We start from the raw sequence: 23,825 nt of genomic DNA, 5'->3' as shown, positions 1-23,825 counted from the left end.
CTCCTCGCCGCTTTCGACAGTTATTATGAATAAAATCATTCGATATATGATATATACCGTATACCGTATAGCATATACCGTATACTGCGTCTCATAATGATTAGTGCGAGTCTTTACCGCCGTGATTATTCGTGTCGGTGATAGGAGACGCTGAACCCGCGTCATTCGACACCGCCGGTGAAACTATTCGAAGTAATCACTATCAGTGAAACAGATAAAATTGATTTCTGTTGATACTGACGTCGGTGAAACGGTTGATATTTGTTGATATAATAACGGAATGTGACGATTAGATGCTTAAGGCTCAATCGGACATCCATTGACCATTCCACCACGCATTCCATCTGCAAGCCAATAGATCGATACGGTAATGACGACAAGTGCGAGTAGCGCGAATTCTAATCCATCAAGTGGCAGGAATAGCAGTGATGTTGAAATGCCGAATAAACCAAGAATACCGAGTAATACCGCAGATCCACATGCAGCACATCCGGCACCAAGCGTTCCAAATACGACACCAAGTATACTTGCACCGCTACCGGCAACTGTGAGTTCATGTTCGCGAATGTGATATCCTGCCATTGCAACGTTGACACCTGCCAGTGCTGAAACGATACTTAGGAGTGCTCCGCTCAATACTCCGAACGATGTGCCGACAAATGGATATAACTCAACAAGTATCGTCACTCGGTCAGTCGGTGGAAGCACTCCACCGATGATGAGGTCATTAACTAATTCAACATTGAGTGACAGAACAAATAGAGTAAGTGCTGCACCTGCTGCAATAACTGAAATAATCGCGTATAGTGGGATTGTGAGCACAAGTTTGATAATCCGCCCCATAAGACGCCAGTCTTTTTGAGTTGTCGGGAGGCGTTTCTGAACAGATTGTAACCGTTTTATACCCATATTCAATTCTCTCCAAGTGCTGTTGCAATCACATCGTAACTGATACTTCCGGCTGCTGTTGTTACGTACTGTCCATTACGAAAGAGTAGAATCGAGGGCGTCGTCCCGTCGAGGTCAGCCCTTTCAGCAGCATTAATATCTGCTGTGACAGCGTCGCTGTATGCATCTGATTTGACATCAGCAATTACAGCGCTTGCAGTGACCTCCGTGTTTGATTCGAGAAATGTTTGGGTTTTCCCATGCACGTTCTCAGTTGAGAGATCCCTCTGCATGTCGTAATAGTAGTTCTGCAATTTCCAATGAGCAGTTTCCGAACGTTCGAGGGTTGCTTCTAATGCTTGCGATGCAGGCTCTCCCCATGGATAGACGACTGGATAATTACGGAGTATGTATGCCCCTTTGTTTGGATCGATCAGTTGGCGTTTGATTTCTGGAACAGTTGATTCTTTGAATGCTCGACATCGTGGACAGGATGGGTCTTTGAACGCGATGATTGTATGTTGAGACTCATCAAGATCGCCTAGTCGTGGTTGTGCAGCGAGATTACTCGCTGCTGGATGTGAGTTAATCGATTGCCCACCGCTTGAGCTTGCGGTATCGTTCGATGAGTTTGCCTCGTTGTTTCCACTGAGACACCCGGTAAGGAACATTGTCGTTGCACCGGTGCTTGTAATGAATGTTCGTCTGTTCATATGCTCGTGAGGGTCTGTGGTATGATGTCCGTTGTCCTCATGTGTGAAGTTGCTGCACAGCATCTAAATATATAAAAGCTCGCTGAGATGCTTTCTTGATCATCAAGAATGGAATCTATGTCGTTGGTTCCGGGCACACCGCGTTTGAATGCTTCTTACGATATTGGAGTACATACTCACCCTGAGTCATACTCTCGATACAGACAGTACCGCCACAGCGATGATTATTGCTCACACGGTCACTCAGTGTTGCAGTTGACTCTCAACGCATTGCAATCGAATACACCTCTCATTGAGAGATATTCGTGATATCGTGTCCGATTATTACAGTAATATTGATTCAATTCGGTCAAGTGCTCGGGAACAGACCGGTATATACCACGCTGCGAGGATCGGTAATTCAAAGATTACTCGACAGCCTTCACGAGGTGACCCAGTCGATGGTTGATCGACACGATGCCCGGTGGCGGGGAGTCTCATAACACGCCAATGCCAGCGATATGACATACAGTTAGTGATCTCAAATGGGAGCCACAGGCCACCAACTGTCTGAACACGACCGGTTGTATCTATATCAATAAATTGCTGATTGCACTCAACGGCACGTACAGAGGGACCCCACTCAGTCCACTGCTGGGTATTTCTCAATAGATTCCATGCAATATCTCTCCCGACGGATAATTCACGACCTACCACAATCCTTCGACCATCTGGTGTATGCTCGAATGCGAGATTAGTTGTCATATCGATACTGAGAGAGCCCAGGGAAAAATGAATATTGACACCAACTGTGATTGACATCCTCCTCCGCGGTTAGTACTCCGTGAAACATTTTGAATCACAGGTCCTACGCAATGGTATCAGCAGCTACTCTATAACAAGATTTTGGATTGAACTCCTCAATAAGCTCTCAGGAGCACTATACGCGGAGGAATCCTGAGCGTTGGATATTTTAGGTTTGCAGCTCCACCGAACCCCAATACGGTGAGAATCCGTGTGGGGTTCATGAACTGTCGCGAGTCGAGTAAGACTGCTGGGAGTGCCACATCTCAGCCCCCGGTACTCCTATCCTCGGTCATGTTCGGACTCCCAACGTTGTTTCTGCCCTAGGGAGTCCGGCAGACTTCGGTGGACCCGGAGTTACTTTGTATGTTGTTTTCAAGTAGTCGGGCACTGCATCGATTCATTATAGGAACCGACCGTTCACCTGACTGGTTCCAATTATTGTTTCATTGCTTGGGGCGGGCAGGCCGCCATCGTCGGACTGGCGGGAATTGCTCGGTTCCCAGCCTAATTCCTACCTATACATAAAGCCGCCTGTCAATTTAATTTCACGGATTGTCAAGTCTTAAACTGGATACCGTAGCGTAGATTGACTCCGAGTTGTCGGATTCATCCTGCGGCTGAGCCCGCAGGGCTTCTCCTTGATTCTGTACAATACATTATGACGTGACCTCGTAGTTTATAAAGTGGTATTCAACTATTGTGTATGAGCACCGAGAGCCATCACAGCCCGAAGAGACACTCTTGTGATAGATTGTTGATTTTGGATGTACGAATAGTCTATCATCGAAGTGTCATTCGTGCGTTTTGTTGAGACGTTTTCCGCAGCATAAGGACATGTAATAGAATCAATTCTCATCTCGATATGGAATCTTTCTGCATCAATGGCTGAACGAGAATGGGTCAAGATATCACAGATATGCAGCGTCCCACCGGACGGGTCGACGTTGGTTCCCACAGGCAGTACATTCGATACGCTCCATCGTGTCCATTGCAACGTCGAGACTCTCATCAGCACCACAGAACCACCCGTAGCGATCTTCATGATCTTCATCAAGATACGCAGCAAAGAATGGGGCTTCTGAGCCACGGACAGTCTCATCATATGCGATATATACTGTCTCACCCGCTTCTGTTTGCTGTTTATTCGCTGCAGGTTCTTCGGTTGAGTCGACAAAGAGCGAATAGACGCGCTCGGTGAATGTCTCATCACGGATAGTGACTGTTCGCTTCCCAGCAACACTGAATCCTTGATCGTTATAAAATCCAAGACCAGTTTCATTTTCTGTGAGAACACGACCCTCAAGTCGATCTGCACCAGCATTCATCAGCGCCTGCCGAAGTCGAGAGAGGAGTTGTGAGCCGATACCCACACCACGGTGATCCGGTCCAACGTGAAGCCAGTCAATATATCCAATTGCCTCGCGTCCGGTAATGAGTTCACTTTGTGCAAATCCGATTGGTCCGCCATCGTCGACAGCAAGAACAAAAACCGCATCATCAGTTGTGAGCGTTTCCGTAAGTGCATCTTTGCTATACCACTCTTCAATCGCAGCATCAATTACTTTATCATCAATCGCATGTCCATATGAGGCGGCAAGTGACTCGCGGGCGACGTCGCGAATCTCCTCAATGTCTTCAATAGTCGCATCACGAATATCCATGCAAGACCCTTCGATAGGCCGGTACTTCAGTGCAATGGACGAATCAGTTTAATTGGTTATATTGACACTTATGAACGTTAATATATAATTTTGATATCACGGTAGAGCACAAATAATAAAATGTTAATACTACACATGGATGTGTTATAATTACTTATTATCAATCTTAACACACAGTTAGGATATTTAGCCAAAACAATTATTAAAGACAGAGCCTCCGATAGATGTTATGGTGCGAGATAATGATTCTCTCCATCGGCGTGATGTATTGAAAGCAGCAGGTGCGAGTACTGTTGGAATTGCTGGACTCGCCGGATGTGCTGGTGGCGGTGGCGGTGGTGGCGATGACAGCGGCGACGGTGGTGGTGAGTCAGGATCTGATGACACTTCAGGTGACAGCAGTAGTGAGGAGTACCCCGCACTTGGAAACTTCCCGATTGACGGTGATACCGCGACATTCGGGTTCAATGTCCCACAGTCAGGACCATACGCCTCAGAGGGACAGGATGAGCTTCGAGCATATGAGCTTGCGGTCCAACATCTGAATAACGGCGGAGGATGGGTTGACTCACAGTTTGATGACCTCTCTGGTGATGGAGTTCTTGACTTCACAATCGATTACGTCGACGGTGATACCGCAACAGACGCTGATACGGCTCGACAATCGGCTTCACGAATGATTCAGCGTGATAATGCTGTGATGATCAGTGGTGGATCATCCTCAGCAGTGGCTATTGCCGTCCAAGGACTCTGTCAAAATGAGAATGTGCCGTTCATGGCGTGTCTCACGCACTCGAACGATACGACTGGAAAGGATGCAGCTCGATATGGCTTCCGCGAAGTGTTTAATGCATACATGACTGGTCAGGCGCTTGCACCGGTCGTCAGGGAAGAATACGGGTCAGACCTCAGCTTCTATCAATTGTATGCTGATTACAGTTGGGGGCAAACTCAGCAAGCATCGATGGAGCAGTTCATGACAGATGTCGCCGGATGGTCACAAATTGATAGTGTGGCGACACCACTAGGAACAACTGACTTTTCGAATTACCTCTCAGGGGCTCAAAGCGAGAGCCCTGATGTTCTGATTTTGAACCACTACGGACTTGATGGTGCAAACTCAGTCCAGCAGGCTGTTGATGCTGGGCTTGATGAGGAAATGGAGATTATGCTCCCATTGTATAATCGTCCAATGGCACAGGCTGCAGGCGGTTCAATTGAAGATATCTTTGGAACGGTCGCATGGACAGCGCAGATTGATAACACGCCATCAAATGAGTTCACACAGGTTTTCCAAGATGAGTATGACCGGATTCCATCTGGAGTAGCCCAATTAGCATATGCGCAAACGCTACAGTATGCTGCTGCAGTCGAACGTGCTGGGACGTTCTACCCACCAGAAGTGATCAAGCAACTCGAAGGATACGAGTACGATAATATCGGTATGGGTCAAGAGTTGATGCGTGCATGCGATCATCAGGCACAACGAGATGTACCAGTTGTTCGTGGTCTGCCTGAAAGTGAGCAATCTGAGGGAAGTTTCTATGAAGTTGTCACGGTCACGAGTCGAGACGATGTTGGCTATGCTTGTGACGCCGGTCCTGCAGCCGAAGCAGAACTCGGTCCTTACGAATAATCGGTTCCTGCGACGTTCATTGAATTCATCATAGTCTTTAAGTCTTAATCAATAATTGATACAGATATGGCTGGACAAAGAATAACATACACTAGTATGACTGCTAGGTGTCATTATAGGAGGGTCCTGTGAGTCTTCTCGCAGACGTCATGATCATACTGCTCAATGGGCTTCAACAGGGGGCAATATATGTTCTCCTCGCAGTTGGTCTCTCAATTATTCTCGGAACATTAAAATTCGTTAATTTTGCTCATGGGGCATTATATGTTATCGGGACATACGCCGGATTGTTGATTGCGCTTGATGTTTCACTCACTTCCGGGAAACTTCAAGAATGGGGATTTAGTACGATTGGATTGGATCTCGGGTTCTTTGCTGCATTGGTTTTCGTTCCAATTGTTGTATTCATCATTGGAGTTACGATGGAGCGGTTTCTCGCACAGTCGTTTTATGACCGTCCTGATACTGATCAGATCCTTGTGACATTTGGGATTGCAATTGTCGTTCAAGAATTGTTCCGCGTGCTTTTCGGTAGTAACAGCCTGCCATTCAATCAGCCAGAAAATGTGCTTGCAATCGGCGGGTTTGGAGGGATTCCGGTTTCAGGTCCAATTACGCTTCCGATAGTTGGAGGCTTTCCTCGATGGCGGCTATGGGTTATTGCGATCACTGCTGTGCTTGTTGGGATTGTCTATGCGCTTGTCGAATACACTGATTTTGGACTTATCGTCCGAGCCGGAACACGTGATGCAGAAATGGTCAGACTGCTTGGCGTGAAGATTGACCGACCATATTTAGTTGTGTTTGGAATTGGAGCAGCTCTTGCAGGTGTTGCTGGCGTGGTTGGCGGACCGCTTAGTGTTGTCAATCCAACGGTAGGGACGAATATTCTTGTTCCAGCGTTTCTCACCGTTGTTATTGGGGGTATTGGGAGTATTACTGGTGCTGTTGCCGGTGGGCTTCTCATTGGACTCGTTCAGGCGACACTTATTGGACTTCCATCAGTAACACTTGGGGCGTTTACACTCAATTTCTCTCCATGGTCACAGGTGGGATTGTATGCGATTGCAGCACTTGTGTTACTGTTGCGCCCACAGGGAATCCTCGGTAGTGAGGAGGTGGCACCATGAGTGATCCTGATGCAACAAGCAGTGACGGAGCAACAGTTGTTGATGACCCACAAGCTCCATCACTGGTCGAACGTCTCCAGCAGTTTCGTGAACGGGAAGCAACGGTCATCGGCTTGACTGCAATCGGAGTTGCGCTCTTTCCATGGATATTCGCGCGAGCACCTGTGATTAGTGACCTTCTTCTTGGATATCAAAATCTTGCTGCGTTGATGCTCATTTGGGCAATCTTCGCTATCGGGTTTGATCTCCTGTTGGGATACACTGGATTACTCTCATTTGGGCATGCTGCGTTTTGGGGTGGCGGCGCTTATGTTGCCGGCATCGTCTCACTTCGTGTATCAAGCGATCCAATTGTGATGGTCGCTGCAGGAACGATATTCGCAGTTCTGTTTGCATGGGTGCTTGGATATCTCTCACTTCGACGTGGAGGAATCTATTTCAGCATCCTCACGCTCGCGTTCGCACAGATGCTATACTATATGTCAGCCGCACCTCTCGCGTCATTGACTGGTGGTGAAAACGGTCTCACTGGCATTGATGTAAGTCCGTTGTTCGGGAGCTTTCATCTTGAATCAGAACTACCGATGCTCGCTGGAGAGTTACTTGGAACATGGATGTACGCCTTCGTCGGTGTCATTACGGTTGCTGCTGTCGGAATCGCCTATCGTATCTTGAATTCGCCATATGGAATGGTATTCCGAGCAATCCGTGAAAATGAACAACGAGCAAAATTTGTTGGATTGAACGTCTGGCGATATAAGCTGATGGCGTTCATCGTCTCTGCAGGGTTTGCAGGTATCGCTGGAAGTCTATTTACAATCCATGGGTCATATGTTCCACTACAGTCGCTATTTTGGACAGAATCCGGTGAGATCGTAATTATGGTCGTTCTTGGCGGGACTGCTTCACTCTTCGGTCCAATCCTTGGTGCTGGATTATATCTTTATATTGAGAATATTGTCAGTGGAATTCAACAATTGCAGGTGCCATTTACTGACATCGTGCTGATTAATGACTTTGGGACCTATTGGCATCTCCTATTAGGATTGATTTTCGTCGTTGTTATCTGGACAGCCCCGCGCGGACTGTGGGGTGGACTTTCAGACCTCCGTATAGCAGTCGAATCTCGACTCCGAGGTGAAGACCGATGAGCACAGATACTGACTCAAACACAGACATTGAATCCACAGACGTATCGAACACACGCACATCAACAACCGCAAGCGACGATGTATTGCTTGAAACAAGAGGTCTTACCAAGGAGTTTGGTGGACTCGTCGCTACCGATGACGTCAATATCCGTGTTGAACGTGGCGAACAGGTTTCACTCATTGGACCAAACGGCGCTGGAAAATCAACATTAATTAATCTCATCACTCGGCGTCTTGAGCCGACAGACGGTGATATTCAGTTTAAGAATAGCTCGATCGTTGGTCTTGATCCACATGAAGTTGTTCAGCGTGGTGTTTCAAAATCGTTTCAGACAGCATCAATCTTTCCGGATTTAAGCGTTCGTGAGAACGCTGAGATTGCCGGGCTTGCTGCTGAGAACGGTGCTTTTGATTTCAAGTTGCTCACACATCGAGATAGTCTCACTGACGTGCATCAGCGGGCACGTGATACGCTTGAAGCGGTTGGATTGCTTGATAGCGCCGATGAGACAGCGGCTGACCTCCCGTATGGAGATAAGCGGCGCCTTGAGATTGGAATTGCACTTGCTGCGGAGCCAGATCTACTGTTAATGGATGAGCCAACGGCTGGAATGTCGCCTGAAGAGACAAACGCAACAGTCGAATTGATCGAGGAGGTAAAGCAAGCACTTGATCTTACATTCGTTCTTGTCGAACATGACATGGAAATCGTTTTCAATATTTCAGATCGGATTATTGTCCTCAATCGTGGACGGGTAATCGCGGAGGGTGCACCAGAGGATATTCGTGGAAATCCAGACGTTCAAGAAGCGTATCTTGGTGGTGCTGACCTATGAGTACGCTTGAAGATGACGAGACGACCGGAGAGTCAAGCACCACTACCCATGGTGGTGAGAACAGTCGTGAACTTCTCAGATTAAATGGTGTTGATGGATACTATGATGAAAGCCATATTCTCCGGGATCTTTCGATGAAGGTAAAAGAGGGCGAAATCTGTGCTCTCCTTGGTCGGAATGGTGCTGGAAAGACGACCACACTTCGATCAATCGCTGGTGCAACACCGCCAACTGTTCGTTCCGGATCAATCAGTTTTGACGGGAATGACGTCACAGGAGTCACCGCCGAGGATGTCTCGATTCGTGGTATTTCACTTGTTCCTGAAGAACGACGTATCTTCCCAAATCTCTCAGTTGCAGAGAATCTACATTTGGCTGAGGTTGTGAATAATACATCGAATACGTGGGGTCGGGATGTCGAAGCTGGCGGTGAGGGAATGACAACTAATGAAGTCTATGACCAGTTCCCACGACTCGATGAACGGCGCAGTCAACAAGCAGGAACGCTCTCCGGTGGTGAACAGCAGATGCTTGCTATTGCACGGGCATTGAAACAAAACACTGATTTGATGCTGTTAGACGAGCCATATGAGGGACTTGCACCGCAGATCATCGAAGACGTTGAGGATGCAATTGAGCGGATTAATGAGACTGGAACGACGATTCTATTGGTTGAACAAAATGCAGCTGCAGCAATCAATCTCGCTGATCGCGCATATGTGATTGACCATGGGCAGATAGTATTCGATGGAACTGCAGCAGAACTTCGATCGGATGAGGAAACACGTGAGCGCTATCTTGGAGTATAGTTCGTGAAACAACAAGGTATGATTACACACGTGCACGCTGAACGCTTGAGTGATGATAGACAATGACCGCAGAGACAAACGATGCTCACATGATAGATGATGATCGTGATCGTGATCGTGATCGTGATCATGTCGACACAAACACGGACACAACAGGAGCTGGTGGACAAGCAGAGCCTGAAGCGGCGCTGAATAAGCTCATTCAATGTGACATCGTCATCGAAAACGATGATGGAACACTCGCGACGACGACTGAATATGAGGATATTCGCCGAATATATCATGACACATATATGGATGCCCCGCGTGAGCGGATTATCACAACAATGGCGGATGTTTTTGATATTGAGGAGTCGAATGCAGTCACCCAACTTGAGGAGGATATCGTATCACGAGCAGATGTTATCAGCTATCTTGCAATCGACTCGTATATCGATGCAACGCTTGACCCAGCAATGCATGCAATGATGGTTGAGATCGTGAATAGAGTCGATCCTGAATCTCCTGTTCCAGACGAGGTTATCGAGCTCACAGATGAGTCATATAGCTCATTTGTTACAGAACACTCAGAAGTATTAATGACTGTCTGGAAGCGACGTTGCGACCCATGTCGGGCGGTTAAATCCGATCTTGATTCGATGCTTGAGAGTATTCCATCGAACGTCGCTATTGCTGGAATTGATGGTGAAAACGCACCGTCATTCCGCCGTGAAACTGAGATAACAGCTGCACCAGCGTTTATTCGATATCAAAAGGGAAACCAGTGTGGTGTCAAGACCGGTCGACAGTCGCCTGATGCGGTCGCTGATATGTTCGACGACCTATCATAGCGTAGGTCCATCATCCGTATCTTCAATTGCAAGAGAATCTCGACGTTTATTCCGGGCGTGAATCGTGTGCGCTTGACTAACCCATCCACCGCACCGCTGCGAGTTCTGAGACTCCAACGGTAGAAACCGCGCCCGTTCACGGCGCGGAAAATATCATTCGCTGAAAATAACACTATTTCTTCGGGAATAAGTCCTCACATACCTGGCTATGCTCTTCTTTATGGGAACTATGTGTTACTCTTCGTCAACACCAGTGACCATGACAGGTCGAGTTGAACCGAGGATCACTGACTGCGTGACACTTCCGAATAATGCTTTTCCAGCAGGTGAACGCTTACGACCACCGATTAGAATAAGATCAGCCTCATCTTCGACTGCAGTATCGATAATTGCGTCTGCAGGGTCACCGCTCGATTCTTGAATATTGGTATCAATGTCGTGTTCTTCAAGCAATTCCGCCGCTGTTCGGACTGATTGTACTTGTGATGCAGAGGCGCCACTTGGGTTATCATCAAAACTGTGAATCAATGTTACCTGTTTTTCTGGCGACTCGCTCGGAAGGTCAATTGCTGCTTCCGCACACCGTGTTGCATGCGCTTCATCATCATCAATACCAGCCACAATGTGGTACATACTCATAACTGAACAGCCCACGGCTTAATCTTTTTCAGAAGTCATTATATCCGATGAGTAGGCGCAAAACCTCGCTCTTTAGACTGTGGAGGATTTCAATTGAAGGATAGCTATATTAAATCAGGTTTCGATCGACTCTGCGTATTCTGAGACATAAATGACAAGACCCAGTGGAATCCCAATGACAATCGCAATTGTCAATCCACCGTATGCAGCAAATCCGAGTGGACTCAGGGGAAACGGGATGACAAATAAAAACATAGGTGCTGAAAGACCATCAACGAAATATCCGGTGAGATAGCCTGCAACACCTGCAGCACCAGTAAGTGCAATATAAAGAATAATTACGAATTGTCGACCACTTCGTCCCTGCGTGCGGGACTGCTCAGCATGTTGTGATTGTTTTTTAGCGTCCATCTGATCTTGAGTGGGATTTTGAGTCTGGTTTTGATGATTGACCATTTCGGATGACCCTGTTTCAGGCTTTTCACTCGTCTCACTTTCATGTGAGCTATTATATTCTGATGTGGTCTCTTGATCGTCTGATTCGCTCACACAGCTAGTTCGATTGGCACCATCCTGATTCTGTCGAATGGAGATGAAAAAGGGGAATCCAGATGCAAAATCTGAAACTAAAGAGATTGATTTGCGATATACTGCACATTAAGATATAAAATTCATACAATTTATTTGATAAGCGAGAGCCGATGCATCTTTGAGGATACATGATATATGGGATTTTATGAGTGATGGAGATCTCCTCGGTGTCGTACTTGGGGCGATTGCACTGCTGATGTTCGCAACAGGGCTTCTTCTTGCAATATGAACTCCCCTGAGTCGGGATTCAAGACTAAGACTAAGACTATATTACTTGACGTTTGATGTGATACCCACGAATAGACCACCGATTTCAGTGTCGATTAACGCTCTCTTATGGCTCTAATCACCACGCGGGTGAATCTGGATTTATCGTTTTTCGCTCGTATGCTCATACTCATACTCATGGTTAGTGTAGGCAGTCAAAACCACACATGTAGGATTATCATCGTCTGAACGTATGTGTGATTGAGATTCGGTATGATCTGTTGTAATAATGGGTCTCGTCTTTATCCACAAACACAGATCCAAACCACACAATATTCTGCCTGCCCTACCTGTGGAAGACTATTGGATGAGTGTAATACAGTATACAATATGCAATATGCGATATAAGACTAAACCAATATTAAAACTAAAACTGAAACTGAAAATTAGATTGTCAATAACCGTGAGGAGTCAGTCGAGATATTATTCTTCTGAATGTGTATCGACGGTACTGTCATTATCGATATCGGCATCGGCATCGGCATCGGAATTGACATCACCACCGTCTGTCAACACTTTCTCTTCTGTTTCCTCATCGCCACCGTCAGCAATAGCGGTCGTGAGTTTCTGGTCGTACCATTCCCACTCAGCGGTGTAAAGTCCATTATCATGAAGATCCCATGGATCTCCATCTTCGACTTTCGGACCTTCGAGCCAGGATTGAGCAAAGTTCCAGACAAAGATTATCTGCCCAGCAAGGAGGATTAACGCACCAAGAGTGGTGATTTGATGTAAGGTCGCAAACTGCGGGAGATATGTTGCATATCGACGTGGCATGCCACCGTATCCAAGAAGAATCATAGCAAAGAACGTAATATTCGTTCCAATCATTGAGAGCCAAAAGTGCATCTTCCCGAGTGTCCGCTGATACATTCGACCGGTATATAATGGGAACCAATAGTAGATGCCTGCAAACCCAGCAAAGGCGATCGCACCCATGACAATATAGTGGAAATGTCCAACAACATAGTATGTGGCGTGTAACACAAGGTCAACGGGAATTGAGGCGAGGAATACACCAGTTACGCCACCAAGGATGAAGTTTGCAACAAACCCGACTGAAAACAACATTGGTGTTGTCAGTCTGATATTTCCATTCCACATCGTCGTGATCCAATTGAACGTCTTCACTGCACTTGGGACGGCAATTGCAAGTGAAACAGCCATGAATGATGCGCGAAGACGAGGGTCAAGACCCGTGGCAAACATATGATGTGCCCACACGCCGAAGGAGAGTACTCCAATTGCTAGTGTTGAGTATACGACAAATTTGAATCCAAAGAGGCGCCGACCCGAGAATCGTGGAAGGATATAGCTAATAATTCCCATCGGCGGAAGAACAATAATGTACACTTCAGGATGTCCAAAGAACCAAAACAGATGCTGCCAGAGAATTGCCCCACCTTCGCCGGCGAAGAATGACGTTCCGAAGTTTCTGTCAAACAACAACATCATAATTGCACTGCCGAGAAGCGGGAAGGCAAAGAGGATCAATCCTGACTGCGTGAGGATCGTCCATGAGAATATATCGAGGTTTGCCCATGAAACGTTCTTCCCTCGCTCGGTGAAGATTGTTGCAATGAAATTTATTGACCCCATTGTTGCGGATACACCGGAAAGATGCAATCCAAGCAACATCAGATCAACACCGGCATTGGCTTGATTGCCCATTCCTTCACCAACTGAAAGCGGCGTATACATTGTCCAGCCTGTCTGTGCTGGGATAACCTCAGGGATTGGGAAGAATCCTGCCCAAATCAATAACGCAGCAGGCGGTAAAAGCCAGAATGCAATTGCGTTGATCCGCGGGAACGCCATATCGTCCGCACCGATAAGTAGTGGAATAAGATAATTAGAGAATGCTGCGATAATCGGCGTCGCGAAAAGGAACAACATCGTGATACCATGACTGGTCAAGAGCGAATTATAAAATGTATTTGAGATGACCGTCATACCAGGGTCTGCGAGTTCAATTCGCATCAGGACGACCATCAATCCACCAACAGCAAATGCAGTTAATCCAAAGGCACCATACAAAAGACCAATATCCTTATGATCAACAGTTGTTAGCCATCGGATGAGTCCAGCGGGCTTTTCATCAGAAACATAACTATCACTTTGCTCATAGCTACCACCACCACCGGCAATAGGCGTATATGAACGCCAATTTTCGATCCGCGCAAGCCACGCGGTAACGCCAATGAGGAAAACCCCCATTAGAGCCGTCAATACTAGTTGTCCGTTAACCTCCATATGGGACCCGAAGAAGCCAGGCATAATGAAAGATTCGGGATAGCGAGAGGCAATGTCATGAAAATGAACGTAGCCAAACATGTGTGTTCTGATGAACTAATTATTGACAGCAAACATTCTCCCGCGCCTGGAGACGCGGATTTTTCATTGTATTCTATAATGTGCGTTTACAGGTCCCACAGCGCGAGTGTCTTGAGGCTTAGATGTGACCTCGAGATACTTCACACAAAGCAAGTCTCGATGGCTACAGAATAGATGTCAGGGTGAAGACAATGCTATGATATATTTCAGTTTGCGTTGGAATCTGACTTTGTTTCAGCACTTGCATCAACCTCTTGTTCTGATGATGTGGATTCAAACTCGACGTCTGCGGTTGTGTCTGTGTTGTCTTCGATGTTCTTTGGAGCCTTCTCTACCGGTTCGGCGTTCTCCATACTTGCTTGTCCGGGGAGATATTGATCAACATGTTGCTCGCTCACAACAATTGCTCGCCCAGAGATATACGTCAACACCGCAAGTAAAGCAAACGGTACAGCTAATAATCCAAATTGAACAGCGGTTGTTAATGGGTTAGTGTCAAATGGACTCATGAAGACGTAAGCGACAATAAAGAACGCGAGGATTACCAGGGGGATGATATTGACCGTAAGATCAAGGAGTGTGTCCCGATCAAATAATTTCGCGACCATACCTATCTAATACGGGGAGAACATGAAATAGTTTATCGATTTCTCACTGGCAAATCTCGATATTAACGGCCGGTATTGAACTTGACTACAGATATCAAACTCAGTCGATACATATGGATTTTCTCTTGTGCGACAACCAGGGAAAATCATGTCTCGACGCTCAATATGTTGGGTCAACATCGCGAGCAAAGAACTCTCCAGTAGCGCCAGCGGCGACAAGAATGATTGCGGCGACAAGAATTGCTGCTCCACGGTCTGGGAGGTCAAGTGCTGTAAACACGAATGCAAGACCAAGCACAAGAAGGACAACTGCGACTCCAGCCATTCCACGCCAGGCTGTTTGTGCATATCCTGATTCAGCCGCCATTCCAGCTGCGCTTCCACCAAATAATAAGAGTCCACCGACAGCAACTGGGAATAACCCAAATAAAATCCCAAGTTCAGAAAGAGGAATCCCCAGGGCAACGAATAGTGGCCATGGGCTTGCTTTCCGGTACTGTTCGGAGAGTCCCGGTGTATCTTCCATAGTCCTACGTAGATACGGCAGAGTACAAAGTGCTTCCCTTCGAAATGATATATTGGGATTTAGAGAATTGTATTATCAATGATCAGTAACTCATCACTTGTCACTCATCACTTGTCACTCGTCGCTCGTCGTCAGAGAGCACACAATATTCACATATTTACGTTTTCGGTAGACTCACTTCGTTCAAACGAAAGCCCTGGAATGCGTCGTATTGAGTCATGGTTGTTCAATAGTCATCTATTGGTGTAGGTCATCTCAGGTGATTAGTTCGAATAGTTTCACCGGCGGTGTCGAGTGACGCTGGTTCAGCGGCTCCTATCACCGACACGAATAATCACGGCGATAAAGACTTGCACTAATCACTATCAGGTGATTAATCGAGGGATGGCATCACCAACGATATATACAGAAGTCACTCCACGTCCACTGTGATGCAGAGAACTATACATATCAGTAACAAATACTGGAAATTCGTTTCCTTCAATTGATAGTGGTGGTGATGCTGATGAAATTGAAACTGAAACTAAAACTGAATCAGTAATCAATGAGAGGAATCATTGTGTGAGTACTCCACGACGGGTCAAAAATCGATTAACAGACTCAATCTCAACTGGACTTCCAATAACCCGACAGCCATCATCACCTGTGACGACAGTGACGACAAACTGCTCATTTAATGACTCTCGAAATTCGGCAACGGTCTCACATGGAAGACGCAACTGGGTGCTGTCTCGATAGGTGGCTGGCGTGCTCATCGTCAAACCCTGTATGTCATAATTAGATGTGTGAAATATAACGTTATCGAAATGATACCACTCAAAGGCGAATTCAGAAAGCACACATTTTTCGATACCGACAGTCGACATAGATTTGATGGGACTGGAGGACGAGATTGAGGACCTCCGCGAGGAGATCGCTAATACACCGTATAATAAATCGACCGAAGAGCACATTGGTCGGTTAAAAGCGAAACTCGCAGAGAAAAAAGAAAAACTCGAACAACAGTCCTCGAGTGGTGGCGGATATGGATATGCGGTTGAGAAGACAGGTGATGCAACCGTTGCACTCGTTGGATTCCCAAGTGTCGGGAAGTCAACGTTGATAAACTCCATGACAAATGCCGATAGTGAAGTTGGCGCATATGAGTTCACAACACTCGATGTCAACCCGGGGATGTTGCAGTATAATGGTGCAAATATTCAGATACTCGATGTCCCGGGGCTGATTGAGGGTGCCGCCGGTGGGCGAGGTGGCGGCAAGGAAGTTCTCTCAGTCGTGCGCACAGCAGATCTTGTCGTGTTCATGGTATCAGTCTTTGAAATTGAGCGATATGAGCGGCTCAGCGAGGAATTATACAATAATAAAATCCGACTTGACACAACACCGCCGAACGTCTCAATCGGACGACGAGGAAAAGGTGGGATTCAGGTGACCAGTGCAGATGATGTCTCACTTGATGAGGATACAGTTGCATCTGTTCTTCGCGAACATGGATATACCAATGCAACCGTCACCGTCCGGGGTAATGTCTCGATTGACCAACTCATTGATGCGATCATGGATAATCGCGTGTATCTTCCTTCGATTGTCACTGTAAATAAAGCGGATCTGATTGACCGTGAGTACCTACCAACGGTGAAATCAGACCTTCGGGATATCGGGGTTGACCCCGAGGAAGCGATTTTTATTAGTGCCGAAGCTGAGAAGGGGCTTGATGCACTGAAATCGAGAATGTGGGATTCGCTCGGATTGATTCGTGTTTATATGGACAAGCCTGGTCGTGGTGTCGACTATGAGGAACCACTTGTCCTTCGTGAGGGTGAGAATGCCGTTGAGGATGCACTCACAAAACTTGGTGGAACGCTCGATAAGCGCTTCCGGTTTGCACGGGTCACGGGAGCGAGTGCCCAACATGATGAGCAACAAGTCGGGCGTGATCATGAACTCGCTGATGAGGATATCTTGCGAGTTGTTGCGCGGAAATAACGGACAAACATAAAGAAGGATGATTTGTCGCGATTATCATGTCTGATATTTCAATCATAAAAACAGTGCGTGAGCAACATTGGCGTGGACCGGTAGTCATACTTGCGTTGGTGGCACTCCCATGGTCAATCCAGGTATTCGATGCTCGTGATGCAACATTTCTGTTTGCATGGGGGCTCGTGAACACGAATCCACCAATGGTAACGCCGTTGTTGGATTTCTTATTTATTTACACACAGGGATTACCCGAGTATATCCTTGCGTGGCCACTTTCGGTGCTTGCATATATCGGCACCCTTGGTAGTGCAGTGAGTGGTGTAATCTTTGACCGAGAGGATCCACGTATTACCGGTGGATTACTTATAATTATGGCTATTGCGCAACTCCGACTTGCATGGGGGTTTTCCTTTCAGCCATACCGAACAGCATGGCCAATCGCGAGTGGACTCTGTGTGCTCATTGCATGGTGGTTTTACTGGCCGCGTGTACGCACGCATCAGGGCGGGTCTTTGTTTGCGTCTGATGAATGACTTCTCGCTGGTGTAGAGTCAACTGTCGAGACTGGTGGAGCGACATAATAATGAAGATGCTCATTTGTGAGTGTCATTTTTGATCAGATTTATTACTGGTATGAGGGTGAGAGCATATTCATGTCTGGTGGAGAGAAGCAATCAAATAATCCTATAGTATCCGTCCGGTCGGTCGTCTGGTTGTGTATACATATTCGATAACTGAGACATACTGCGGATGACGGTCGGTACTCTTTTCGATACTCCGGTCAACAAACCAGATATGGCTGGCATATTTGACCATGTAATGATTCGCGTCGAAGATCTTGAAGCATCACTTGAGTGGTATCAGACCCATCTTGATTATGAAGAGAAGGGTCGTTGGGAGGCAGATACATTCACAAATGTCTATCTTGGACCCACTGAAATGCACGATGAAGGGGCGATGCTTGAAATCACATATAATCATGATGACCGAAGTTATGAGATGGGTGACGGCTGGGGTCATATTGCTGTTCGCGTCCCAAATGGCAAACTCGAAGCTGCATATCAGCAGTTACTGGATGACGGTGTCGAGGACTACCGGGATCCAGAGTCCTGTGGCGGTCGATATGCATTCGTCAAAGATCCAGATGGTCATGAAGTCGAAATTGTCCAGCGTGATCCTGATGAGGGGACGATGTGGAGTATTGATCACACGATGATCCGTGTTGAGGATGCCGATGAGGCACTTGGATTCTGGACACGAAAGTTCGAATATGAACATACCGGGCGCTGGGAGTCTGACAGCTTTGCAAATTACTTCATGAAACCCGAGGGAGCATCCGACGCTGCGATGGCTGTCGAACTCACGTACAATTATGATGGGCGCGCGTATGACCTCGGTGACGCATGGGGGCATCTTTGTGTCCGCGCTGACGATCTTGAAGACTACTGGGCGACACTCATGGAACGTGATGCGACTGATTATCGTGATCCTGAATCGTGTGAATATCAATATGCATTTACCACAGATCAGGACGGTCACGAAATCGAGATTCTCGAAGCAACGTAAACCGAGCTCAGAGACGTCAGTCCGCGCTCAAGGACAAGCGATTTATTGATTACTCTCATTTTTATCAATATGCCTGGCGTGCTCTCTGACGTGCTCGCGTGGGTCGTCATTGTGGCGTTCGCGGCTGGAACGCTGCTTAGAGGACGCAACGACCGCGTTGGCAGAATAGTGACTGTTGCTGCTTGGGGCGGATTTGCACTGTTTTGGCTGCAACTCGTCCCGCATTTCGCGTTTGTTCATAAAAGCTATGTTGAGGGGATCCTCTCGATTGCGGCTGTGCCAGCGTCACTCTATACTGGATTACTGCTGTGGCGAGGACGCAGTTCGCTTTTTGTGCTTTCACGGGCAGTTGCTGCGATGGGACTGATCTATCTTCCATTTGAGACAATTCCGGCAATCATGGCGTTTGGGATTTCACTTCCTGCTCCTCGCGGCGTATTGATGGAGATAGTCGCCGCCCAGACCGGGATGTTGGTGAGTGCATTCGGATATGAGCCAGCGATGATTGTCGGGAATCAAGGCTATTTGAATACATTCCAGTTCTTCGATGGGAATCACGAGTTGACAGTCTCAGTTGTCCTTGCCTGCACTGGATTGGGAAGTATCTCAATCTTTGCTGGGTTGATTGCGGCGGTTGAAGCACCACTCAGGCGGAAGCTGAAAGCAATGGCTGTTGCCGTGCCGATTATCTACGGGCTAAATATACTTCGAACGACGTTCATCACGATTGCCTTCGGTAAACAGTATATGCAGTGGTTTGTTCAGGAGATATTGTTCTTATTCGGCTCATCAGACCCATACATGGTTTCATTCTTTATTTCTGATCGGATTATCAGCCAACTGCTTGCGGTTGTCGTCCTCGTCGGGATCACATATCTTGTTGTTCGTGAACTTCCCGAGTTACTCACCGTGATCGAGGATGTACTGTATATGATTACTGGCGATGAATACAATCTTGCGCGGGAACTTGGATTCCAACGAGAGAGTGTATGATGACAGTATACACTGTGTGATCTCTGATACAGATATCATATATTAATCTGAGCTGTAGTCCTGAAGGCATAATAGAACTGAGATTACTTGATTCACCGAGAGTCAACAGCATTGAGCATGTCTGCTGGTGCGTCAGCTAATGCGGCGAGTGCTTCTTCTTCGAGATGATGTAACTCGCCAGGGAGTACAAGCAGATGAAGTGGGTCACCGAAGTCTTTCTCAGCAAGCGCGGAAAGTCGATCAGCACGTACAGTTGGGTCTGGACTCCCGGCGCGAGCAACAGCAATAGCAAGCATATCCTCGAGATCCGTAGCCAACATCTCGGCGGCATCGCTTGCGCGCAAGTATTCGTCTCGATCGGCTTTGATATCAAGATACACGACAGTATGGAGTCCACGCTCGCGGTTTGCTGCAATCGAATCAGTGACACTTGTTGGGACGCCTTCTGCCCCATGTGCATACGGGAATGGAAGTGTGACAGACTTCCCAAAGCGATAGTTCTGAAGTCCCGTGAGCCCACTTGCTGCTGTTTGTGCAGTCACACCGTGAATAACACGAGTATCGATACCACGGTCAATTGCTCGCAGTCGAAGATCCGTATGTGTCGTTGAGATCATCGTATCACCCGCTGTCAGGAACGCCACATCCTCGGATTGAGCCTTCCTGAGAATATCCTCTGGATGCTGTTCAACACCCTCGCGATCACGCACGTCGATGTCAATATCGTGGGCTGTCTCAAGGTCCGAAACAGTCGCATCAACAAGATAGCTTGTATAGAACTCAGCAGCAACGTAGTCAGCGGCTTGGAGTGCATCACGACCGGCAATACTGATAGAGCGTTCGTCATATAATCCAAGCCCAATGAATGTAAGCATAATCTGGAAATCCTTGTATCGTCAGGTTACTCACGCACGAATTCGCTGTTATTCATCCTCATCCTCATTCTCATCCGAGTCAATATCAAGATCAAGATCCTCAGCAACAACATTTGCAAGTTCATTTGCAATGCGTGGGGCTACCTGGGCGACATCATCACCGTCGTGTTGATTTTCATTATGACGGTCAAGTGTCTCACGAAGATCTGACAGTGAAACACGAGTGTCTGTGCCGCAGTCCTCACAGACCACCGGAACGGTTGGGTCATCATCGCTCATACGCCGACAATCGGTACAGATAGATAAAATGGACGCGGTTTGATGTAGCTCGTACCCTCTGTGTATCGCTGTGAATTATATGTGTGAATAACTCATGTGATAATGGTATTATCATTCAGACTCTGTCGTGTCGATATCAGCATAGAGTGTGGTAATGCCACATTCCGGGCAGAGAAACGCATGAAGCGGATTTTGATAGCCAATCCCAAGATGACTGAGCACGCCACCGTCTCTGTCCGTCTCAACGTATAGATCACCGATTCCTTCTGCAGTGACGCGCGTCTTTTTCATTTGGACATTACAGTCCGGGCAGCGACGCTCATCCATTGGTATCGCTATATTACCGAGCGACGCAACAAAAGGGTACGCCAGTGATTGCGTATGTGGAAATGAACGCGGGGTCAATCGATATATACACAAATAATCAGCAATCCTTCGAAGAGTGTACCATTGGTGGCGACATTTGTGATTAAGAAGGACTCATACGAGTGATGATAAGAGCAAAATCAGCAACACTAATTCCAAATAGCAAATATATGAATGGAAAGAGCGATACAGAGATATGACAGACACACCTCAAGACTCGGTCAAGGCAACATACGATACAATTGCCGAGCACTTTGCGGCGACGCGTGAGTATGCATGGCCGGAAGTAGAGTCGTTCTGTGCCTCACAGCAAATACAGAGTCCTCCCGACACCGAGAGTATCGGCGTTGATATTGGATGTGGGAATGGACGCCATGCAGAAACGCTCTTCGAGCAGACATCACTCGATGAGATAATTGGAGTCGATGTGAGTCGTGAACTACTCCACACAGCACAGACGCGAGCGACAAATCGAGGATTTATCGACGATATTGCGCTTATTCAGGCTGACGCTGGGTCACTTCCGCTGGAATCACAGAGTGTTTCGATTGCGGTCTATGTCGCCACACTTCATCATCTCCGACCGCGACGTCGCCGGGTCGCAAGTCTCTCAGCGGTTGCCCGGGTGCTTGAATCCGACGGGCGGGCACTAATCAGTGTATGGTCAACTGAACACGATCAGTTTGAACGTAGTAATGGATTTGATACGACTATCGAGTGGACACTTCCCGACGGGACGTCGATTCCTCGATATTATCATATCTATGATCCAGTTGAATTTCGCTCTGATCTGGAGTCGAGTGCACTATCGATTGTTGAGACTGAGATATCAAGTGGGAACTGCTATACAGTGGTCACGACTGATTGATATCCTCCTGACGCTGAACGTGATGAGTCTCGTATGAGACAACACGCCGACTATCCGTCTTTGAAGAGTCTAGTTGTGGTTTGTGAGTATCTGTGAGTAAGTGCATCGAACGTTAATAAAGAGACATTGCGTGTTCGAGTACCCACTCAATTCATGGATCGTCTCATTAGCCTTAGTCGCCCACAACGGTGAATAAAGTACTCAACGTAGGTTTCTTCATGAGGAATTCAATCTTTGTCTGCTAATATGAAGTGGTAATGACCCAACTATGTGTTATCGCATTCTAAAGTATATTTTCGTTCAACATCGATTTTAATATCAGTTGTCTTAAGAATAATCCGAAGACCGATGTCATATGACTTGCTCGCATCGCTACATTCAATATTCAATTCGGCGGTCTCACCGTCCGATATAGCAATTCCCTCACCAGTTTCACGTTCGTCTGATGATTCACCAACAGTGATATTAACAACTGATGCACCACTTTTTGGAATTGAGTCAGTTACCTCTACGCTAAGATCTGCATCCCGATTGAGGTTATTCGTAAATGTGAATGCTGAAACTACTGACTCGTTTTCGAGATCCTGTGTTTCAATTGCAAGGTATGCATCTTCATTCTCTACAACAGAAATATCAACTGATCGATCAGCAGTGATAGAATCGTATGCGGTTGTCCCTGTGATGATTATCGCAATAAATAGAACCCCAGCAATAATATACCGATGATTGATATTCATCGCATATCAGCGATTTTGTCAATTGCGTATGCTGAAGCATCCCACCGCTTCAGTGATGAAAGTGTGTGAAGACAGCTAACAGTGAGGAGCATGAATAAGAAAATACATTCATACACAATATCAGGCAATGTCGTAAATGGGTCAGCATCGACAGTCATTGTATACACCAACGCAAATCCAAGTGATGAGAGTGACAAATAATATTCATACCATGGTATTTCAGTATCATTTTGAAGTGTTCCCGCATGTTCAATGAACAGTTTCGTATTCTCAGTTTGACATATTGTTCCGCTTCGTTTATCGAACTCAATGATATCTGCATCATCAAGCTTTGGAAGATGGACCTGTTGAAGTGACGTATAGACACTTTTTCGAGTACTACTGTCTACTTCAGCGGGGTCAACATTTTCTTCAATCCCTCCGATACGTTCCGCTAATACCCCTAAATTAATCGTTTTAGCCTCCATGAGTATCGTTGCAGTGAGCCGTCGGCGCTGATTTGCAAGGAGTGAAAACACTTCATCATCTGTGAGATCAAGATCGCACCCACTTGAGCGGAGTTCATTCATACATTACTTGACATTGTTATATCAAAATTACATACTATTATATCTGTTCATGTTTTTTCTCTTCAAAGAGGCATTTCGAATTTTCAATACCCGGTTGACCCGGTTAACCCATCTTTCTACTCTTCAAAGAGAGATTTCGGAGTCTCAATGCCCGGTTGACCCATCTCAATCGTGATAATACAAT

Annotated in this window: 26 protein-coding genes; 11 read left to right on the top strand and 15 right to left on the bottom strand. The window is 46.7% G+C overall.

Features of this window, described 5'->3' with window-relative positions; genetic code table 11:
• Positions 1-297: 297 nt before the first annotated feature.
• From HQRW_RS03440 to HQRW_RS03425, 4 genes are all read right to left on the bottom strand, one after another.
• Positions 298-909 (bottom strand): hypothetical protein, encoded by a 612-nt coding sequence (locus HQRW_RS03440; RefSeq protein WP_014555479.1) that lies wholly within the window; start codon positions 907-909, stop codon positions 298-300.
• A 2-nt stretch (positions 910-911) separates the two neighbouring features.
• Complete coding sequence (locus tag HQRW_RS03435) at positions 912-1,664, bottom strand: DsbA family protein (protein WP_014555478.1); 753 nt, start codon at positions 1,662-1,664, stop codon at positions 912-914.
• 261 nt (positions 1,665-1,925) lie between these two features.
• Complete coding sequence (locus HQRW_RS03430; RefSeq protein WP_014555477.1) at positions 1,926-2,345, bottom strand: hypothetical protein; 420 nt, start codon at positions 2,343-2,345, stop codon at positions 1,926-1,928.
• 950 nt (positions 2,346-3,295) lie between these two features.
• Entirely contained in the window at positions 3,296-4,048 is a 753-nt protein-coding gene (locus tag HQRW_RS03425; protein WP_014555476.1) for a GNAT family N-acetyltransferase, read from the bottom strand.
• Between the two features lie 229 nt (positions 4,049-4,277).
• Between HQRW_RS03425 and HQRW_RS03420 the strand changes: the two genes are divergently transcribed.
• The 6 genes from HQRW_RS03420 to HQRW_RS03395 all read left to right on the top strand — a co-directional run bounded on the left by HQRW_RS03420 (position 4,278) and on the right by HQRW_RS03395 (position 10,440).
• Positions 4,278-5,684, top strand: coding sequence for a substrate-binding protein (locus HQRW_RS03420; protein ID WP_014555475.1), 1,407 nt, complete (start codon positions 4,278-4,280; stop codon positions 5,682-5,684).
• 128 nt (positions 5,685-5,812) lie between these two features.
• Positions 5,813-6,814, top strand: coding sequence for a branched-chain amino acid ABC transporter permease (locus HQRW_RS03415; RefSeq protein ID WP_014555474.1), 1,002 nt, complete (start codon positions 5,813-5,815; stop codon positions 6,812-6,814).
• Positions 6,811-7,965 (top strand): branched-chain amino acid ABC transporter permease, encoded by a 1,155-nt coding sequence (locus HQRW_RS03410; RefSeq protein ID WP_014555473.1) that lies wholly within the window; start codon positions 6,811-6,813, stop codon positions 7,963-7,965. Before HQRW_RS03415 ends, HQRW_RS03410 begins: the two co-directional genes overlap by 4 nt.
• Positions 7,962-8,801: an ABC transporter ATP-binding protein gene (locus HQRW_RS03405; protein ID WP_014555472.1), complete on the top strand. Its 840-nt coding sequence runs from the start codon at positions 7,962-7,964 to the stop codon at positions 8,799-8,801. Before HQRW_RS03410 ends, HQRW_RS03405 begins: the two co-directional genes overlap by 4 nt.
• The gene (locus HQRW_RS03400; protein ID WP_014555471.1) at positions 8,798-9,610 is read left to right on the top strand and encodes an ABC transporter ATP-binding protein; all 813 of its coding nucleotides are present in this window, start codon (positions 8,798-8,800) and stop codon (positions 9,608-9,610) included. Before HQRW_RS03405 ends, HQRW_RS03400 begins: the two co-directional genes overlap by 4 nt.
• Positions 9,611-9,672: 62 nt before the next feature.
• Positions 9,673-10,440 (top strand): thioredoxin family protein, encoded by a 768-nt coding sequence (locus HQRW_RS03395; protein WP_014555470.1) that lies wholly within the window; start codon positions 9,673-9,675, stop codon positions 10,438-10,440.
• A 234-nt stretch (positions 10,441-10,674) separates the two neighbouring features.
• Here HQRW_RS03395 and HQRW_RS03390 read toward each other — a convergent pair whose 3' ends face one another.
• The 6 genes from HQRW_RS03390 to HQRW_RS03355 form a co-directional block, all read right to left on the bottom strand.
• On the bottom strand, positions 10,675-11,073 hold the full coding sequence (locus HQRW_RS03390; RefSeq protein ID WP_048066673.1) for a universal stress protein: 399 nt from the start codon (positions 11,071-11,073) through the stop codon (positions 10,675-10,677).
• A gap of 120 nt (positions 11,074-11,193) precedes the next feature.
• Positions 11,194-11,490, bottom strand: a complete 297-nt coding sequence (locus HQRW_RS03385) for a DUF7520 family protein (protein ID WP_049892243.1) — start codon at positions 11,488-11,490, stop codon at positions 11,194-11,196.
• Between the two features lie 870 nt (positions 11,491-12,360).
• On the bottom strand, positions 12,361-14,154 hold the full coding sequence (locus tag HQRW_RS03380; RefSeq protein WP_049892242.1) for a cbb3-type cytochrome c oxidase subunit I: 1,794 nt from the start codon (positions 14,152-14,154) through the stop codon (positions 12,361-12,363).
• 323 nt (positions 14,155-14,477) lie between these two features.
• On the bottom strand, positions 14,478-14,879 hold the full coding sequence (locus HQRW_RS03370; RefSeq protein WP_014555467.1) for a DUF6684 family protein: 402 nt from the start codon (positions 14,877-14,879) through the stop codon (positions 14,478-14,480).
• 160 nt (positions 14,880-15,039) lie between these two features.
• Complete coding sequence (locus tag HQRW_RS03365; RefSeq protein WP_011570889.1) at positions 15,040-15,405, bottom strand: DUF7541 family protein; 366 nt, start codon at positions 15,403-15,405, stop codon at positions 15,040-15,042.
• 554 nt (positions 15,406-15,959) lie between these two features.
• The gene (locus HQRW_RS03355) at positions 15,960-16,160 is read right to left on the bottom strand and encodes a VNG_1110C family protein (RefSeq protein ID WP_014555466.1); all 201 of its coding nucleotides are present in this window, start codon (positions 16,158-16,160) and stop codon (positions 15,960-15,962) included.
• A gap of 118 nt (positions 16,161-16,278) precedes the next feature.
• Between HQRW_RS03355 and HQRW_RS03350 the strand changes: the two genes are divergently transcribed.
• From HQRW_RS03350 to artA, 4 genes are all read left to right on the top strand, one after another.
• A complete protein-coding gene (locus HQRW_RS03350; protein ID WP_014555465.1) occupies positions 16,279-17,391 on the top strand; it encodes an OBG GTPase family GTP-binding protein in 1,113 nt (370 codons plus the stop codon).
• A 38-nt stretch (positions 17,392-17,429) separates the two neighbouring features.
• A complete protein-coding gene (locus tag HQRW_RS03345; RefSeq protein ID WP_014555464.1) occupies positions 17,430-17,921 on the top strand; it encodes a TIGR04206 family protein in 492 nt (163 codons plus the stop codon).
• A gap of 262 nt (positions 17,922-18,183) precedes the next feature.
• A complete protein-coding gene (locus tag HQRW_RS03340; RefSeq protein ID WP_011570885.1) occupies positions 18,184-18,954 on the top strand; it encodes a VOC family protein in 771 nt (256 codons plus the stop codon).
• A 69-nt stretch (positions 18,955-19,023) separates the two neighbouring features.
• On the top strand, positions 19,024-19,947 hold the full coding sequence (artA, locus tag HQRW_RS03335) for an archaeosortase A (RefSeq protein WP_014555463.1): 924 nt from the start codon (positions 19,024-19,026) through the stop codon (positions 19,945-19,947).
• A 92-nt stretch (positions 19,948-20,039) separates the two neighbouring features.
• Here the strand turns inward: artA and dph5 are convergent, their stop codons facing one another.
• The 3 genes from dph5 to HQRW_RS03320 all read right to left on the bottom strand — a co-directional run bounded on the left by dph5 (position 20,040) and on the right by HQRW_RS03320 (position 21,428).
• Positions 20,040-20,822 (bottom strand): diphthine synthase, encoded by a 783-nt coding sequence (gene dph5, locus HQRW_RS03330; RefSeq protein WP_014555462.1) that lies wholly within the window; start codon positions 20,820-20,822, stop codon positions 20,040-20,042.
• Between the two features lie 48 nt (positions 20,823-20,870).
• Positions 20,871-21,101 carry a hypothetical protein gene (locus HQRW_RS03325; RefSeq protein ID WP_014555461.1) on the bottom strand — a complete coding sequence of 77 codons (231 nt, stop codon included), beginning with the start codon at positions 21,099-21,101 and terminating at the stop codon, positions 20,871-20,873.
• A 111-nt stretch (positions 21,102-21,212) separates the two neighbouring features.
• Positions 21,213-21,428 (bottom strand): hypothetical protein, encoded by a 216-nt coding sequence (locus HQRW_RS03320; RefSeq protein ID WP_014555460.1) that lies wholly within the window; start codon positions 21,426-21,428, stop codon positions 21,213-21,215.
• Between the two features lie 235 nt (positions 21,429-21,663).
• Between HQRW_RS03320 and HQRW_RS03315 the strand changes: the two genes are divergently transcribed.
• Positions 21,664-22,335 (top strand): class I SAM-dependent methyltransferase, encoded by a 672-nt coding sequence (locus tag HQRW_RS03315; RefSeq protein ID WP_014555459.1) that lies wholly within the window; start codon positions 21,664-21,666, stop codon positions 22,333-22,335.
• A 266-nt stretch (positions 22,336-22,601) separates the two neighbouring features.
• Here the strand turns inward: HQRW_RS03315 and HQRW_RS03310 are convergent, their stop codons facing one another.
• Together HQRW_RS03310 and HQRW_RS03305 are read right to left on the bottom strand one after the other, a co-directional pair.
• Positions 22,602-23,072: a hypothetical protein gene (locus HQRW_RS03310; RefSeq protein WP_014555458.1), complete on the bottom strand. Its 471-nt coding sequence runs from the start codon at positions 23,070-23,072 to the stop codon at positions 22,602-22,604.
• Positions 23,069-23,641, bottom strand: coding sequence for a DUF7344 domain-containing protein (locus HQRW_RS03305; RefSeq protein WP_014555457.1), 573 nt, complete (start codon positions 23,639-23,641; stop codon positions 23,069-23,071). Before HQRW_RS03305 ends, HQRW_RS03310 begins: the two co-directional genes overlap by 4 nt.
• Between the last annotated feature and the right edge of the window lie 184 nt (positions 23,642-23,825).

The organism is Haloquadratum walsbyi C23 (genome assembly GCF_000237865.1).
Classification (GTDB): domain Archaea; phylum Halobacteriota; class Halobacteria; order Halobacteriales; family Haloferacaceae; genus Haloquadratum; species Haloquadratum walsbyi.
This window is presented reverse-complemented; position numbering and strand designations above follow the sequence as displayed.

Excerpts from the sequence above, each read along its gene's own strand:
- HQRW_RS03440 (WP_014555479.1), bottom strand. The coding sequence starts at position 909 with ATGGGTATAAAACGGTTACAATCTGTTCAGAAACGCCTCCCGACAACT.
- HQRW_RS03435 (WP_014555478.1), bottom strand. The coding sequence starts at position 1,664 with ATGCTGTGCAGCAACTTCACACATGAGGACAACGGACATCATACCACA.
- HQRW_RS03430 (WP_014555477.1), bottom strand. The coding sequence starts at position 2,345 with ATGACAACTAATCTCGCATTCGAGCATACACCAGATGGTCGAAGGATT.
- HQRW_RS03425 (WP_014555476.1), bottom strand. The coding sequence starts at position 4,048 with ATGGATATTCGTGATGCGACTATTGAAGACATTGAGGAGATTCGCGAC.
- HQRW_RS03420 (WP_014555475.1), top strand. The coding sequence starts at position 4,278 with ATGGTGCGAGATAATGATTCTCTCCATCGGCGTGATGTATTGAAAGCA.
- HQRW_RS03410 (WP_014555473.1), top strand. The coding sequence starts at position 6,811 with ATGAGTGATCCTGATGCAACAAGCAGTGACGGAGCAACAGTTGTTGAT.
- HQRW_RS03405 (WP_014555472.1), top strand. The coding sequence starts at position 7,962 with ATGAGCACAGATACTGACTCAAACACAGACATTGAATCCACAGACGTA.
- HQRW_RS03400 (WP_014555471.1), top strand. The coding sequence starts at position 8,798 with ATGAGTACGCTTGAAGATGACGAGACGACCGGAGAGTCAAGCACCACT.
- HQRW_RS03395 (WP_014555470.1), top strand. The coding sequence starts at position 9,673 with ATGACCGCAGAGACAAACGATGCTCACATGATAGATGATGATCGTGAT.
- HQRW_RS03390 (WP_048066673.1), bottom strand. The coding sequence starts at position 11,073 with ATGTACCACATTGTGGCTGGTATTGATGATGATGAAGCGCATGCAACA.
- HQRW_RS03385 (WP_049892243.1), bottom strand. The coding sequence starts at position 11,490 with ATGGACGCTAAAAAACAATCACAACATGCTGAGCAGTCCCGCACGCAG.
- HQRW_RS03380 (WP_049892242.1), bottom strand. The coding sequence starts at position 14,154 with ATGGGGGTTTTCCTCATTGGCGTTACCGCGTGGCTTGCGCGGATCGAA.
- HQRW_RS03370 (WP_014555467.1), bottom strand. The coding sequence starts at position 14,879 with ATGGTCGCGAAATTATTTGATCGGGACACACTCCTTGATCTTACGGTC.
- HQRW_RS03365 (WP_011570889.1), bottom strand. The coding sequence starts at position 15,405 with ATGGAAGATACACCGGGACTCTCCGAACAGTACCGGAAAGCAAGCCCA.
- HQRW_RS03355 (WP_014555466.1), bottom strand. The coding sequence starts at position 16,160 with ATGAGCACGCCAGCCACCTATCGAGACAGCACCCAGTTGCGTCTTCCA.
- HQRW_RS03350 (WP_014555465.1), top strand. The coding sequence starts at position 16,279 with ATGGGACTGGAGGACGAGATTGAGGACCTCCGCGAGGAGATCGCTAAT.
- HQRW_RS03345 (WP_014555464.1), top strand. The coding sequence starts at position 17,430 with ATGTCTGATATTTCAATCATAAAAACAGTGCGTGAGCAACATTGGCGT.
- HQRW_RS03340 (WP_011570885.1), top strand. The coding sequence starts at position 18,184 with ATGGCTGGCATATTTGACCATGTAATGATTCGCGTCGAAGATCTTGAA.
- artA (WP_014555463.1), top strand. The coding sequence starts at position 19,024 with ATGCCTGGCGTGCTCTCTGACGTGCTCGCGTGGGTCGTCATTGTGGCG.
- dph5 (WP_014555462.1), bottom strand. The coding sequence starts at position 20,822 with ATGCTTACATTCATTGGGCTTGGATTATATGACGAACGCTCTATCAGT.
- HQRW_RS03325 (WP_014555461.1), bottom strand. The coding sequence starts at position 21,101 with ATGAGCGATGATGACCCAACCGTTCCGGTGGTCTGTGAGGACTGCGGC.
- HQRW_RS03320 (WP_014555460.1), bottom strand. The coding sequence starts at position 21,428 with ATGGATGAGCGTCGCTGCCCGGACTGTAATGTCCAAATGAAAAAGACG.
- HQRW_RS03315 (WP_014555459.1), top strand. The coding sequence starts at position 21,664 with ATGACAGACACACCTCAAGACTCGGTCAAGGCAACATACGATACAATT.
- HQRW_RS03310 (WP_014555458.1), bottom strand. The coding sequence starts at position 23,072 with ATGAATATCAATCATCGGTATATTATTGCTGGGGTTCTATTTATTGCG.
- HQRW_RS03305 (WP_014555457.1), bottom strand. The coding sequence starts at position 23,641 with ATGAATGAACTCCGCTCAAGTGGGTGCGATCTTGATCTCACAGATGAT.